The organism is Candidatus Dechloromonas phosphoritropha, from assembly GCA_016722705.1.
GTDB classification, from domain to species: Bacteria; Pseudomonadota; Gammaproteobacteria; order Burkholderiales; family Rhodocyclaceae; genus Azonexus; species Azonexus phosphoritrophus.
In genome coordinates this window covers 178,275-192,994 of record JADKGN010000005.1, presented here as the reverse complement: position 1 = coordinate 192,994, position 14,720 = coordinate 178,275, and the positions used below count along the sequence as shown (strand labels likewise).

The window sequence follows — 14,720 nt, the reverse complement described above, 5'->3', positions numbered from 1 at the left end:
TCCGGAAATGAAAACGCCCCGTTCAAGGGGCGTCTTGGCGCTAAAAACGTGTGACATCAGGCACCGAAGGAAAGAGCCAAAACCGTGTTGCAGAGAAACATCAGGTAATCTGGAAACACCCCAAAAGCAGCGACTGCCAAGCCGTTCAGCGATATGAGTACGCGCATGTCCATATTGGCAACAAGCGGCGAACCATCGCTGGGCGCATCGAAGTACATGACCTTGACCACTCTGAGATAGTAGAAGGCTCCAATAAGTGAAAAGAGAACCGCAACGAGTGCCAACCACATTTGACCAGAAGCAACAACTGACTGAAGAACGGCGAACTTTGCGAAAAAGCCAACGAAGAACGGGATCCCCGCCAACGAGAACATCAACATCAACATGATGAAGGCAAACCAGGGACTGCGTTTGTTCAGGCCTTTGAAATCCTCGATATTGTCAGCTTCAAATCCGGCATGCGACATCAGAAGAATCATGCCGAACGCACCAGTAGTCATAATCACATAAGCAATTACATAGAACATTGATGACGCATAGGCGATCGGATTCAGCATCAGTTGCCCGTCGACGCTGACAACACCCGTCGTGATGCCAAGCAACATGAAACCCATGTGTGAGATAGCCGAATATGCCAGCATGCGCTTGATGTTGGTCTGGGCGATCGCCGTCAGATTACCGATCGCCATCGATAGGACGGCAAGGATGATCAACATGTTCTGCCAGTCCTGGGCCATCGTAATCAAGCCACTTACCAGCAGGCGCATGAGGATCGCGAAGGCCGCCAGCTTCGGTGCGGAACCGATGAGCAGGGTGACCGAGGTTGGCGCGCCGTGGTAGACATCGGGAATCCACATGTGGAAGGGAACGACGCCCAGCTTGAAGGCGAGGCCGGAAACCAGGAAGACGAGGCCGAATGCCAGCACTCCCCTGTTCACGCCTCCGCTGTAGATGCGCTCGGCAATACCGGTAATTTCAAGGGTACCAGTGGCGCCATAGATCATCGACATGCCATAGAGCAACAGGCCCGAAGCCAGCGCACCGAGGACGAAATACTTCATCGCAGCTTCGATCGAGGCCACCGAGTCGCGGTTCATGGCGACCATTGCGTAAAGTGAGAGCGAGAGCAACTCGATACCGAGATAGATCGTCACGAAGTGATTGGCGGAGATCATTACCATCATGCCCAGCGTCGCAAATAACGTCAGCACGTAGTATTCACCCTTGTTCATCGCATCGCGGTCGAGCACATAGGCACGCGAGTAGAAGAGCACCAGCGAAACCGTGAGGTAGAGGAGCACCTTCAACATATCCGCCATCATGTCATCAACAAACATTTGGCTAAAAGTGTAGGTGACAGTTCCGGTGCTGGTGAACAATTGAATGATCAAACAGCCTAACAGTGTCAGCTGAACCAGCCCGAAGGTCAGCGTGCGCCGACGATCCTTGACCGTCAGATCGACAAGCAGGATGACCAACGCCATGAACGCCAGGAAGAGTTCCGGGGCGGCGGGCAGGAGATCGGGGACAACGAAATTGTCGAACATGTCGGCTACCGGTTATTAAATCTTGCTGATGGCAACGTGACGCAGCAGGTCGTTGACCGAGGCGTGCATGACTTCAGTGAACATTTGCGGGTACAAACCCATCCACAGCGTACAGATCGCGAGCACGCCAAGGATGGCGAACTCACGCTTGTTGATGTCGGTCAGCTCGGCCACGTGGTGATTGGCGACATCGCCGAAGATCACCCGCTTGTACATCCACAATGTGTAGGCAGCGCCGGTAATCAACGACGTGGCAGCAGCGAACGCCACCCAGAAGTTGAACTTGACGGCGGCGAGAATGACCATGAACTCGCCGACAAACCCCGAAGTCGCGGGCAAGCCGGCATTGGCCATCGAAAACAGCATGAACAGGGCGGCGAACTTGGGCATGGTATTGACGACACCACCGTAGTCGGCGATCTGCCGGCTGTGCATGCGGTCGTACATGACGCCGATGCAGAAGAACATGGCGCCCGAGACGAAGCCATGCGAAACCATCTGGACCAGTGCCCCCTCGATACCCATGGCGCTGAACATGAAGAAGCCCAGCGTCACGAAGCCCATGTGGGCGATCGACGAGTAGGCCACCAGTTTCTTCATGTCGGCCTGGACCAGGGCGACGAAGCCGATATAGACAACGGCGATCAGCGACAGTGCGATCACGAGTCCGGACAGTTCGTGCGAAGCGTCCGGGGCGATCGGCAGCGAAAAGCGCAGGAAGCCATAGGCGCCGAGCTTGAGGGCAATGGCCGCCAGCACGATTGAGCCGCCGGTTGGCGCCTCGACGTGGGCATCCGGCAACCAGGTATGGACCGGCCACATCGGAACTTTGACCGCGAAGGCGATCAGGAACGCCAGGAAGAGCCAGATCTGCGCGCCGAGCGCAATCGGCAGTCGGTGCCATTCGAGAATCGAAAAGCTGCCGTTGGACTGGATGAACAGGTACATCAGCGCCAGCAGGAACAGCAAAGAACCAAACAGCGTGTAGAGAAAGAACTTGAACGCCGCATAGACGCGGTTGGGGCCGCCCCAGACGCCAATGATCAGGTACATCGGAATCAGCGAGGCTTCAAAGAAGAAGTAGAACAGCATGCCGTCGAGCGAGGTGAAGATACCATTCATCAGGCCCGACATGATCAGGAATGCGGCATTGTATTGAGCGACTTTCTCCTTGATCACTTCCCAGCCGGCGGCGACGACAATCACCGTGATGAAGGCATTCAGAATGACGAAAAGCATCGAGATACCGTCAACACCGAGTTGGTAGTTGACGTTGAAGCGCGGAATCCAGGTCTTGATCTCGACGAACTGCATGCCGCCGTAAGTAACATCGAAACCGTTCCATAGCGGGATGGTCACGAGAAAACCGGCGATCGCGCCAAACAGGGCAAGCATCCTTGCCAGAGGGGCATTGCGATCTGATCCGGTGGCGAGCACCACCAGACCGGAAATGATCGGAATCCAGATGGCGAACGATAGCAGCGGGTAAGTCGACATGTTATTCCTTGCTGTTCTGCGAACGGTTCACGCTAGTGCGAGCCTCTGTTTTCATGGATCTATGCACGGTTAAGCCACAGGGTCATCAGGACAAAGACGCCGATGATCATGGTGAAAGCATAGTGATAGACGTAACCGGTCTGCAACGTCCGCGTTACCGCCGCGATCATTGAAACGAGCCGGGTCGAGCCATCCACGATGACACCATCGATCACGGCAACATCGCCGCCACGCCAGAAGGCCTTGCCGAGCAAACGCGCTCCGCCACCGAAGACCACATCGTTGAACTTGTCGAAGTAGTACTTGTTGTCGAGCAGCGTGTAGATTGCCGAGAATCGCCGTTGAATGGCTGCCGGAATGTCGGGACGCTTCATGTAGAAGAACCAGGACAGCACGACACCGGCAAGGGCCAGGACGAAGGGGAGCGAGGTTAGCGCATGGATACCCATCGCGACGGCTCCGTGGAAATGCTCACCAAGGTGCGTCATGGCGGGATGGGCATTGGCGTCGATGAAGATTACCGGAATGTTGTCGGTACCGGGGATCGTCATCTTGAAGAAATCGCCAAAGACCATCGGCCCGATGGCGATATAGCCGATCACCAGCGATGGAATGGCCAGCAGCACCAGTGGCAGGGTCACTACCCAGGGCGTTTCGTGCGGCTTCTGACCCGGTGCCAGGCCGTGATGATGATCTTGGCTGACCTCTTCGTCATCATGATCGCCCTGGTGATCATGGTGAGCGTCACGCGCGGACTTGCCGAAACGCTCTTCCCCGTGGAACACCAGAAAGTACATGCGGAAGGAGTAGAAGGCGGTGACGAAGACGCCTGCCATGACCGCGAAGTAGGCAAACCCGGCGCCCGGAATGTGTGACAGGGCAACGGCTTCGATAATCGAATCCTTCGAGTAGAAACCGGACAGGAATGGTGTGCCGATCAGCGCCAGCGAACCGATCAGCGAGGTGATCCAGGTAATCGGCATGTACTTGCGCAGGCCGCCCATGTTGCGGATGTCCTGCTCGTGATGCATGCCGATGATCACCGAACCGGCGGCGAGGAAGAGCAGGGCCTTGAAGAAAGCATGCGTCATCAGGTGGAAGATCGCCACCGAATAGGCCGAGGCGCCCAGGGCGACCGTCATGTAGCCGAGTTGCGACAGGGTTGAATAGGCAATGACGCGCTTGATGTCGTTCTGGATGATACCGAGGAAGCCCATGAACAGCGCGGTAATCGCGCCGATGACGATGACGAAGGACAGCGCAGTGGTTGACAACTCGAACAGCGGCGACATTCGGGCGACCATGAAGATGCCGGCGGTAACCATGGTTGCGGCATGGATCAGCGCCGAAATCGGGGTCGGGCCTTCCATCGAATCCGGCAGCCAGACGTGCAGCGGCACCTGCGCCGACTTGCCCATGGCGCCGATGAACAGGCAGATGCAGGTGACGGTCATCAACGAGACGGCCGACCATTCTCCAGTGGCCAACAGCGAGATCGTCGTGTTGGCGAATTCCGGCGCCTGCTTGAAGACAGTGGCGTAGTCCAGCGTGCCGAAGTGCGCGAGAATCAATCCGATACCGAGAATGAAGCCGAAGTCGCCGATACGATTGACCAGGAAAGCTTTCATGTTGGCGAAAATCGCGGTTGGGCGGGTGTACCAGAAGCCGATAAGGAGGTAGGAGACCAGACCGACCGCCTCCCAACCGAAGAAGAGCTGCATGAAGTTGTTGCTCATGACCAGCATAAGCATCGAGAACGTGAACAGCGAAATATAGCTGAAGAAACGGTTGTAACCCGGATCTTCCTGCATGTAGCCGATCGTGTAGATATGCACCATCAGCGACACGAAGGTGACGACCAGCATCATGGTCGTGGTTAGCGAGTCGATCAGGAAACCGACCTCGAACTTGTAGTCACCGCTGGTCAGCCAAGTGTAAACGGAGCCGTTGAAGGTGTGACCGACCTGAACGTCCCTGAAGATGATCACCGACGCGATGAAGGCGATCGCCACGCCGGCAATGGCCACGGTATGGGCGAACCAGCGCGGTATGACACGACAGAAGAGACCAGCAATCACGGCACCGAGGAGAGGCGCCAGGGGAACCAGGAGATAAAGCTTTTGCATTTCCATGTTTAACCCTTCAGGCTCCTTAGGTCATCCACGTGGATGCTCTTAAGGCTACGGAACAGGACGATCAGGATAGCCAGGCCGATCGCCGATTCGGCGGCAGCCACGGTCAGGATGAAGAAAACGAATATCTGCCCGCTGAGGTCACCCAGAAAATGCGAAAAAGCCACGAAATTCATGTTGACCGCGAGGAGCATCAGTTCGATGGCCATCAGCAGGACGATCAGGTTCTTCCGGTTAAGGAAGATGCCGACAACACTGATCGCAAAGAGAATCGCGCCCAGAACCAGAAAATGCGAAAGAGATAGAGTAAGCATTGGCGGCCCTGTTTCAGTCTTTTTCCACAGGCATCTGCAATACGCGGACGCGATCCTTCGCCTTGACGAAGACCTGTTGATTCGGATTAATGTTTTTGGACTGCTTCGGACCACGGTAGGTCAGTACAATCGCCGCGATCATGCCGACGAGCAGCACGATGGAAGCCAGTTCGAAGGGATAAACGAAATCGGTAAACATCAGGGCGCCGATAGCCTTGGTATTGGAAATGCCGGCCGGAACCATGGCCTGCACCGCGGGTACCTGAAAATACTTACTGCCGAGAACCAGGCCCATTTCCATGACCATCAGAAGACCGAGTACCGCCCCGAGCGGAAGGTAGCTCCAGAACCCCTCGCGGATCCGGTCAAGGTTGATGTCGAGCATCATGACGACGAAGAGGAAGAGCACCATGACCGCGCCGACATAGACCAGAATAATCGCAATCGCCAGAAATTCGGCTTGCAGCAGCGCCCAGATACCGCCACAGGTGAAGAAGGCGAGGATCAGGTGCAACGCGGCGTGCACCGGATTGCGCGAGGTAATGACGCGCAGGCTGGCGAAAATGAGGATTGCCGACAGGAAGAAGAAAACCAGGGTCTGAAAATCCATCTCTAGTACCTGTTATCGGTAAGGTGCATCTTGTTGGCGATCCTTGGCGATCTGCGCCTCGTAGCGGTCACCGTTGGCGAGCAACATCGGCTTGGTGTAGTAGAGATCGCCCCGTCGTTCGCCGTGATACTCGTAGATGCGGGTTTCGACGATCGCATCCACCGGACAGGCCTCCTCACAGAAGCCACAGAAAATGCACTTGGTGAGATCGATGTCGTAGCGGGTGGTCCGCCGCGAACCGTCGTCACGTGGTTCCGCTTCGATAACGATGGCCATTGCCGGACAGATCGCTTCGCAGAGCTTGCAGGCGATGCAACGCTCCTCGCCATTCGGGTAGCGGCGCAAGGCGTGCAAGCCGCGGAAGCGCGCACTCTGGGGCGTCTTTTCTTCCGGGTACTGGACCGTGATCTTGCGTGCAAAGAAATACTTGCCGGTGACCGCCATGCCTTTCAGCAACTCCTTGAGGAGCAGGCTGTTGAGGACTTCCTTCATCGAACCCATGAATCTCTCCTCATCTCCAGATACTCAGCGGCGACATCATCCAGCCCCCAACCACCACAAGCCAGACCAGACATACAGGCAGGAATACCTTCCAGCCCAGACGCATCAAATGGTCGAAACGATAACGCGGGAAGGTCGCGCGGAACCAAAGGAACAGGAACAGGACCGCCGACATCTTGGCGAACAGCCAGAGCATGCCGTCAGGCAGGAAGCCGACAGGCGATAGCCAGCCACCAAGGAACAGGATCGACGTCAGCGCGGAAATCAGGATCATGTTCGCGTATTCGGCAAGGAAGAACAACGCGAAGGCCATGCCGGAATACTCGACATGGAATCCGGCAACGATCTCCGACTCACCTTCAGCCATATCGAACGGCGCGCGATTGGTTTCGGCAACGCCCGAGATCAGGTAAACAATGAACATCGGGAACAACGGCAGCCAGTTCCATGACAGCAGACCAAGGCCCCATCCTGCAAAACGCCCATGACCCTGCGCGGTAACGATATCGACCAGGTTCAGGCTGTTCGAAACCATCAGGACACAGATCAGCGAGAAGCCCATCGAGATTTCATAGGACACCATCTGTGCAGCAGCGCGCATGGCGCCGAGGAAAGCATATTTGGAATTCGAAGCCCAGCCCGAGAGGATGATGCCGTAGACGCCCATCGACCCAATGGCCAGGATATAGAGCAGGCTGGCGTCAATGTTGGCGAGAACCAGCGTGTTGGTGAACGGCACGACTGCCCAGGCCGCGAGCGCCGGCGCGATGGCCAGCATCGGGGCGATCAGGAAGATTCCCTTGCTGGCCCCCGTGGGCAGAATGATTTCCTTGAGCAACAGTTTGAGACCGTCGGCGATCGGCTGGATCAACCCCAGCGGACCAACCCGGTTGGGTCCTATGCGAACCTGCATGTAGCCGATGACCTTACGCTCGAAATAGGTCAGGTAGGCCACGGCCAGCATCAGTGGCGCGACGATCAGGACAATCTTGATCAGCGTCCAGACTGCGGGCCACACCCCACCGAAAACACCTTGTCCAAAATTCATCAGTGCGTCCATTTATGCACGCTCCACGGAAATCGGGCCAAACATGGCGCCCAGCATAGCCGTACTGGCATGGGCCGCGGCGACGCGGACGCAACCGGTCGGCACGCCGACATCGACCTTTGCCACCAGAACCACTTCACCCTGCCCCTGCTTCACACGGACCGTCTGGCCGGACGCGACACCAAGCAGGGCGAGTGTCTGCGCGCAGATCCGTGCCGTTGGCGCAATTGAATCGGCGGTCTGCTGCAATGCTGGCGCGCGACGGGCCAGCGGGTCGGCAAAATTGATCGGCACATCGGCGATACGCTGCAACTGTGTCGCCGCTGCCGGGAGAGAAATCGCAACGCCATTAAGTGCGTTATCGAGCCCGGAGACAAATTCAGCCCCCTTGCCCAGCACTTCGTCGCGTACCGCTTCGCTGGATTCGTAATCGAAACCTTCAAGGTTCAGCACATTGCCGAGCACGCGCAACACCTTCCATGCCGGCCGCGCATCGCCACGCGGCTTGACGACACCGTTGTAGCTCTGGATCCGGCCTTCGATATTGACGAAGGTGCCGGACGTTTCGGTAAAGGGCGCAATGGGCAGCATCACGTCGGCGTAGTCGAGGGCCGGCGCATGCTTGAAGGAGGACATGTAAACCACCAAGCTGGCCTGCATCAGCGCGCCAATCGCAGCTTGCGGGTTGCCGTAATCGAACTCGGGTTCGATACCCATCAAGACATAGGCTTTACGCGGCTGCTCGAACATCTGGCGAGCGTTGGCACCGGCAGGCAGCGCCCCGGCGGCATGGCCGCCGACCACATTTGCTGCTTCGCCGAGAAAGCCGACCGTCGCGTTTATCAATTTGCCGAGTTCGAGTGCCAGCGCGTGAATCTGAGTGGCATCGTCTGACTGTGTGGCAGCGTTGCCGAGGAAGATGGCGCGCTTCTCGCCTTCGAGCAGGCTCTGCGCAATCTGCTTGCTGACCTCGTCGGTAGCGACGTCATCGAGACCGGCTGGTACAGCGACACCCTTCAGTTCGGCAGTCGCCTTGACGACAGCGGCAAGGGCGCGCGCCAGTTGCGCCGGCGCCACCGCAACGTTGGCATGCAGATCGATCAACTGGTCGTCGGCGGTTACCGACAGCAGGCTGACCTTGGTATATTTTTTCGCCGCCTGGCGCAGACGCTGGGCGATCAGCGGGTGATCCTTGCGCAGGAACGAACCGACCACCAGCGCCGCATCGAGATCGGCGATTTCGGACAAACGAAGCCCCAGCCATGGCGTACCGGCGCGCTTCAAATCGGCAGCGAAATCGCTCTGACGCGGACGGAAATCGACATTCCCGCTACCGAGACCATTGATGACCTTGGTCAGAAGCGCCAGTTCCTCAACCGTCGACCATGGCGCGGCGAGCGCCGCCAGCGCATTGCTGCCGCACTCGCGGGCGACATCCTTGAGACCGTGCGCGACATAGTCGAGCGCCACGTTCCAGTCGACTTCGCGCCATTGGCCACCCTGCTTGACCATCGGCTTGGTCAGGCGCTCGTCCGAGTTAAGCGCCTGATACGAGAAACGCTCCTTATCGGAAATCCAGCACTCGTTCACCGCCTCATTCTCACGCGGCAGGACGCGCATCACCGTATCGTGCTTGACCTGAACCACCAGATTGGCACCGACAGAATCGTGCGGGCTGATCGACTTGCGGCGCTGCAATTCCCATGAGCGCGCGGTGTAACGGAAAGGCTGAGAAGTCAGAGCGCCGACCGGGCAGAGGTCGATCATATTTCCCGACAATTCCGAGTCGACCGTGCGACCCAGGAAAGTCGTAATCTCGGAATGCATGTTGCGGCTGGCCATGCCGAGTTCCATGATGCCGCCGATTTCCTGGCCGAAGCGGACACATCGCGTACAGTGAATGCAGCGGCTCATTTCCTCCATGGAAATCAGCGGGCCGACATTCTTGTGGAAGACCACACGTTTATCTTCGCTGAAGCGGCTCTTCATCGGCCCATAGCCGACCGACATGTCCTGCAACTGGCATTCCCCACCCTGGTCGCAGATCGGGCAATCGAGCGGGTGATTGATCAGCAGGAACTCCATCACCCCCTTCTGTGCCTTGACGGCCAGATCGGAGTGTGTGAACACCTTCATGCCGTTGGTTACCGGTGTCGCACAGGCGGGCAAGGGCTTCGGCGCCTTTTCTACCTGCACGAGACACATGCGGCAGTTGGCGGCGATCGAAAGCTTCTTGTGGTAGCAAAAGTGCGGAATGTAAACGCCAATCTGCTCCGCGGCCTCCATCACCGTGCTGCCAGCGGGTACTTGCGCCTTCTTGCCGTCGATTTCGATTTCTAGCATGTCGCTGCCTTGTAGCCAGTTCTTCCGTATCTGTCGCTGGTGGGGTTTCTCAAGCCGAAACCTTGTGGAAACCGCTGCCCGCCCACTGCACATCCTTGGGGACGAGGCAGGTCTTGTGTTCGATGTGGTACTCGAATTCGCTGCCGAAATGCTTGAGGAAGCTCTGCACCGGCAAGGACGCAGCATCGCCGAGAGCGCAAATGGTGCGCCCCATGATGTTGCCGAGCACGCTGTTCAGCAGGTCCAGATCCCCAAGCCTTCCCAACCCATTTTCGATCCGATGCACGACCTTGTACATCCAGGCCGTGCCTTCCCGGCACGGCGTGCATTGACCACAGGATTCCTCGTAATAGAAGAACGACAGTCGCTCGAGCGCCTTGACCATGCACACCGTCTCGTCCATAACGATGACCGCCCCCGAGCCGAGCATCGAACCAGCCTTGCTGATCGAATCATAATCCATCGTGGTTTCCATCATCACGGCGCCGGGCACCACGGGAGCCGACGATCCGCCAGGGATCACAGCCTTGAGCTTGCGGCCACCGCGCATCCCGTCACACATCTCGAGCAACGTGGAAAATGGCGTACCCAGCGGGATTTCATAATTGCCCGGGCGATTGACATGGCCGGAAACCGAGAACAGCTTGGTGCCGCCATTGTTTGGCTTGCCCAGGTTGAGGAATTCCTCGCCGCCCATCTTCAGGATGAAAGGTATGGACGCGAAGGTCTCGGTATTGTTGATCGTCGTCGGCTTACCATAGAGGCCAAAAGACGCGGGGAACGGCGGTTTGAAGCGCGGCTGGCCTTTCTTGCCCTCGATCGACTCGAGCAGCGCGGTTTCCTCGCCACAGATGTAGGCTCCGTAACCGTGATGGGCGAACAGATCGAAATTGAATCCGGAGCCCAGAATGTTCCGCCCGATCAGGCCGGCCGCATGAGCTTCGTCGAGCGCCTCCTCGAAACGCTCGTAGCTCTCCCAGATTTCACCGTGAATGTAGTTGTAGCCGCGGTTGGCACCCATGGCGTAGCCAGCGATCGCCATGCCCTCGATGACCGCATGCGGATTGAAGCGCATGATGTCGCGGTCCTTGAAGGTTCCCGGCTCGCCCTCATCGGTGTTGCAGACAACGTACTTGTCACCGGGGAACGAGCGCGGCATGAACGACCACTTCAATCCCGTCGGAAAGCCGGCACCGCCGCGACCGCGCAAGACCGATTTCTTGACCTCGCTGATGACGTCTTCCTGAGTCATCTTGCTGTCGAGGATGCGGCGCAGTTGCGCATAACCGCCGCGTGCAACATAGTCCTTGAGGCGCCAGGTGTTGTCACCGTCGAGCCCTTCCATCAGGACACCATTGATCGAACCGAGCATGGCCATTATTCGCACTCCTCCAGCAGCTTGTCGATCTGCTCCGGATACATGTGGCTGCACATGCTGCGGTTATTGACAATCATCACCGGCGCATCACCGCAGGCGCCCATGCACTCGCCTTCCTTCAGCGTGAACTTGCCGTCGGCGGTGGTTTCCCCGTAGCCGATGCCGAGCTTCTTCTGTACATATTCACCGGCATGATAGCCTCCGGACAGCGCGCAAGGCAGATTGGTACAGACCGTGATCTTGTACTTGCCGACCGGCTTGAGGTCATACATGTTGTAGAAGGAAGCGACTTCATAGGCGGCAATCGGCGGCATGCCGAGACAGGCGGCCACCGCCTCGATGGCTTCGGGAGGCAGCCAGCCCATTTCTTCCTGGGCATGCGCAAGACAGGCCATCACCGCCGACTGTTTCTGGTCGGCAGGATATTTCGCAACCTCGCGGTCGAATTTCTTGAGGGTTTCAGCGGAAAACATCAGCGGTCGATCTCGCCAAAAACAATATCCTGGGAACCGATAATCGTAACGACGTCGGCAATCATGTGGCCTCGTGCCATTTCATCCATTCCCTGCAGGTGCATAACCCGGGGCGCGAATCTTCATGCGGTAGGGCTTGTTGGCGCCATCGGAAATGAAGTAGATGCCGAATTCGCCCTTCGGGTGCTCGATCGCCGCATAGGCCTCGCCCTCCGGAACGTGAATGCCCTCGGTGAAGAGCTTGAAATGATGAATCAGTTCTTCCATGTTGGACTTCATGTCCACACGGGGCGGCGGCGCAATCTTGTGGTTGTCGGTAATGACCGACCCGGGGTTTTTGCGCAACCAGTCGATGCACTGTTTGATGATGCTGCTGGACTGCAGCATCTCTTCCATGCGCACCAGATAGCGGTCGTAGCTGTCGCCATTGACGCCAACTGGTATGTCGAAATCGACCTTGTCATAGGCCGCATAAGGCTGTTTCTTGCGCAGATCCCACGCGATACCGGAACCACGCAGCATCGCGCCGGAGAAACCCATTTGCAAGGCGCGTTCGGGCGTAACCACACCGACGTTCACCAGCCGTTGCTTCCAGATCCGGTTGTCCGTCAGCAGGGTATGGTATTCACTGTGATAGGTCGGAAAACGATTGGTGAAGTCTTCGAGAAAATCGAGCAGGGAGCCACTGCGATTTTCATTGAGTTCCCCAGCTTTCCTCGCGCTTGTCCAAGTGGAGGCCTCGTACTGCGGCATCCGGTCCGGCAGGTCGCGGTAAACGCCGCCGGGACGGTAATAAGCCGCATGCATTCGTGCCCCGGAGACTGCCTCGTAGACATCCAGGAGGTCTTCGCGCTCACGGAAGGTATAAAGCGCCATGGTCATGGCGCCGACGTCCAGCGCGTGACACCCAACCCACAGGAGGTGGTTGAGAAGGCGCGTGACCTCGTCGAACATCGTACGAATGTACTGGCCGCGGATCGGCACCTCGACACCAAGCAGTTTCTCGGTTGCCAGACAGTAGGCGTGCTCGTTGCACATCATGGACACGTAGTCCAGACGATCCATATAGGGCACCGACTGAACCCAGGTCCTGGTCTCGGCAAGCTTTTCCGTCGCCCGATGCAGAAGGCCGATATGCGGGTCGGCGCGCTGAACGACTTCACCATCAAGCTCCAGCACGAGGCGCAACACACCGTGGGCCGCAGGGTGCTGCGGACCGAAGTTCAGAGTGAAATTGCGGATATCAGCCATGAACAGGATCCCCGTAGTTGTCTTCGCGCACGATGCGCGGTGTATTCTCGCGGGGCTCGATGGTCACCGGTTGGTAAATGACCCGACCCTGATCCGGGTCGTAACGCATTTCGACATGACCCGAGATCGGAAAGTCTTTGCGGAATGGATGCCCGATGAACCCGTAATCGGTGAGGATCCGGCGCAGGTCGTCGTGGCCAACAAAGGCGATGCCATAGAGATCGAACGCTTCGCGCTCGAACCAGTTAACGCTCTTCCATACGCTGATTAACGAATCCACCGTGGGAAACTCGTCGTCGTCGGCAAAGACCCGGACACGCAGGCGCCAGTTGTGAGCCACCGACAGCAAGTGAGAAACCGCTGCATAGCGCCTGCCAGACCATCCGCCATTGCCATAGGTGGAATAATCGACGCCGCAGAGGTCAATCAGTTCTTCGAAACCGAGATCGGGTTCGTCACGCAGTGAAGTCATCACAGCGAGATAGTCGGTAGCAGCCACTTCGATGGTTAACTCGCCGAAGGCAAGTCTGAGTGTCTTCAGCCTGTCGCCGAAGTGCTTCTGAAGGTTCTGGCTAAGCGTTTCCAGCTTGACGGACATAGCGAATCAGCCTCGACAATTAACGAGCAATGGTATTGGTACGACGAATCTTGTTCTGAAGCTGAATGAGACCGTAAATCAAGGCTTCAGCCGTCGGCGGACAGCCCGGCACGTAGATGTCGACCGGCACGATACGATCACACCCGCGCACCACCGAATAGGCGTAATGGTAGTAACCGCCACCATTGGCGCACGACCCCATCGAGACCACCCAGCGCGGCTCCGACATCTGGTCGTAAACCTTGCGTAGCGCAGGCGCCATCTTGTTGGTCAGGGTACCGGCGACGATCATCACGTCGGACTGTCGCGGACTGCCGCGGAAGACTATGCCGAAACGGTCGAGGTCATAACGTGCGCAACCGGCATGGATCATCTCGATCGCACAACAAGCCAGACCGAATGTCATCGGCCACATCGACCCGGTGCGCATGTAGTTGATAAGCTTGTCGGCCGTCGTTGTGACAAAGCCTTCCTGGAGGACGCCTTCAATACCCATGATCGAGCCCTATTCCCATTCAAGCGCGCCCTTGGCCCAGGCGTACACATAGCCAATGACCAGGACGGAAACGAAGACCAGCATCTCGATAAATCCAAACAACCTTATCGATTCCGCCGCAACGATATCCTTGAAAATCGTGGCCCAAGGGAACAGGAAGGCGATTTCCAGATCGAAGAGAATGAAAAGGATGGCAATCAGGTAATAGCGCACGTCAAATTTCATGCGCGCATCCTCGAATGCCTCGAAGCCGCATTCGTAAGGAGAGAGTTTCTCGGGGTCCGGACGACTGGGAGCGAGCATAAATCCCATTGCAACCGGCAATACGCCGACCGCGATCCCCACCAGAACGAACATCAGGATTGGAAAGTAGTTTTCCATCATCCGCCGCCAATATTCAGTTTCTTGTACGAAACAGCGCGCCTCTCGGCCACTGCCCCCATTTTGGTGCCGACGGCGAGACTCGAACTCGCACAGCTCTCGCCACTACCCCCTCAAGATAGCGTGTCTACCAATTCCACCACGTCGGCAC

Annotated in this window: 13 protein-coding genes, 1 tRNA gene and 1 pseudogene; all 15 read right to left on the bottom strand. The window is 57.4% G+C overall.

The annotated features are described in order from the left end of the window. Positions 1-56: 56 nt before the first annotated feature. The 15 genes and pseudogenes from nuoN to IPP03_20480 all read right to left on the bottom strand — a co-directional run bounded on the left by nuoN (position 57) and on the right by IPP03_20480 (position 14,718). Positions 57-1,547 carry an NADH-quinone oxidoreductase subunit NuoN gene (gene nuoN / locus IPP03_20550; protein MBL0354911.1) on the bottom strand — a complete coding sequence of 497 codons (1,491 nt, stop codon included), beginning with the start codon at positions 1,545-1,547 and terminating at the stop codon, positions 57-59. Positions 1,548-1,562: 15 nt separating this feature from the next. Then, positions 1,563-3,044 (bottom strand): NADH-quinone oxidoreductase subunit M, encoded by a 1,482-nt coding sequence (locus IPP03_20545; protein MBL0354910.1) that lies wholly within the window; start codon positions 3,042-3,044, stop codon positions 1,563-1,565. Positions 3,045-3,103: 59 nt separating this feature from the next. Further along, positions 3,104-5,176 (bottom strand): NADH-quinone oxidoreductase subunit L, encoded by a 2,073-nt coding sequence (gene nuoL / locus IPP03_20540; GenBank protein ID MBL0354909.1) that lies wholly within the window; start codon positions 5,174-5,176, stop codon positions 3,104-3,106. Positions 5,177-5,178: 2 nt separating this feature from the next. Beyond that, positions 5,179-5,490: an NADH-quinone oxidoreductase subunit NuoK gene (gene nuoK / locus IPP03_20535; protein MBL0354908.1), complete on the bottom strand. Its 312-nt coding sequence runs from the start codon at positions 5,488-5,490 to the stop codon at positions 5,179-5,181. Between the two features lie 13 nt (positions 5,491-5,503). Continuing rightward, positions 5,504-6,100, bottom strand: coding sequence for an NADH-quinone oxidoreductase subunit J (locus tag IPP03_20530; GenBank protein ID MBL0354907.1), 597 nt, complete (start codon positions 6,098-6,100; stop codon positions 5,504-5,506). A gap of 12 nt (positions 6,101-6,112) precedes the next feature. Further along, positions 6,113-6,601 (bottom strand): NADH-quinone oxidoreductase subunit NuoI, encoded by a 489-nt coding sequence (gene nuoI / locus IPP03_20525; protein ID MBL0354906.1) that lies wholly within the window; start codon positions 6,599-6,601, stop codon positions 6,113-6,115. A 10-nt stretch (positions 6,602-6,611) separates the two neighbouring features. Further along, complete coding sequence (nuoH, locus tag IPP03_20520) at positions 6,612-7,661, bottom strand: NADH-quinone oxidoreductase subunit NuoH (protein MBL0354905.1); 1,050 nt, start codon at positions 7,659-7,661, stop codon at positions 6,612-6,614. Beyond that, positions 7,662-9,992 (bottom strand): NADH-quinone oxidoreductase subunit G, encoded by a 2,331-nt coding sequence (locus IPP03_20515; protein ID MBL0354904.1) that lies wholly within the window; start codon positions 9,990-9,992, stop codon positions 7,662-7,664. Between the two features lie 49 nt (positions 9,993-10,041). Continuing rightward, on the bottom strand, positions 10,042-11,370 hold the full coding sequence (gene nuoF, locus IPP03_20510; GenBank protein MBL0354903.1) for an NADH-quinone oxidoreductase subunit NuoF: 1,329 nt from the start codon (positions 11,368-11,370) through the stop codon (positions 10,042-10,044). After that, a complete protein-coding gene (nuoE, locus tag IPP03_20505; protein ID MBL0354902.1) occupies positions 11,370-11,843 on the bottom strand; it encodes an NADH-quinone oxidoreductase subunit NuoE in 474 nt (157 codons plus the stop codon). Before nuoE ends, nuoF begins: the two co-directional genes overlap by 1 nt. Then, positions 11,843-13,094, bottom strand: a pseudogene (locus IPP03_20500) (NADH-quinone oxidoreductase subunit D). The gene nuoE and the pseudogene IPP03_20500 overlap by 1 nt, the downstream one beginning before the upstream one ends. Then, entirely contained in the window at positions 13,087-13,692 is a 606-nt protein-coding gene (locus IPP03_20495; GenBank protein MBL0354901.1) for an NADH-quinone oxidoreductase subunit C, read from the bottom strand. Before IPP03_20495 ends, IPP03_20500 begins: the two are co-directional and overlap by 8 nt. Before the next feature lie 19 nt (positions 13,693-13,711). Further along, positions 13,712-14,188 (bottom strand): NADH-quinone oxidoreductase subunit B, encoded by a 477-nt coding sequence (locus IPP03_20490; protein ID MBL0354900.1) that lies wholly within the window; start codon positions 14,186-14,188, stop codon positions 13,712-13,714. A 9-nt stretch (positions 14,189-14,197) separates the two neighbouring features. Continuing rightward, the gene (locus tag IPP03_20485; protein MBL0354899.1) at positions 14,198-14,572 is read right to left on the bottom strand and encodes an NADH-quinone oxidoreductase subunit A; all 375 of its coding nucleotides are present in this window, start codon (positions 14,570-14,572) and stop codon (positions 14,198-14,200) included. Between the two features lie 61 nt (positions 14,573-14,633). Next, positions 14,634-14,718: transfer RNA gene (locus IPP03_20480), tRNA-Leu, on the bottom strand. Positions 14,719-14,720 lie beyond the last annotated feature (2 nt).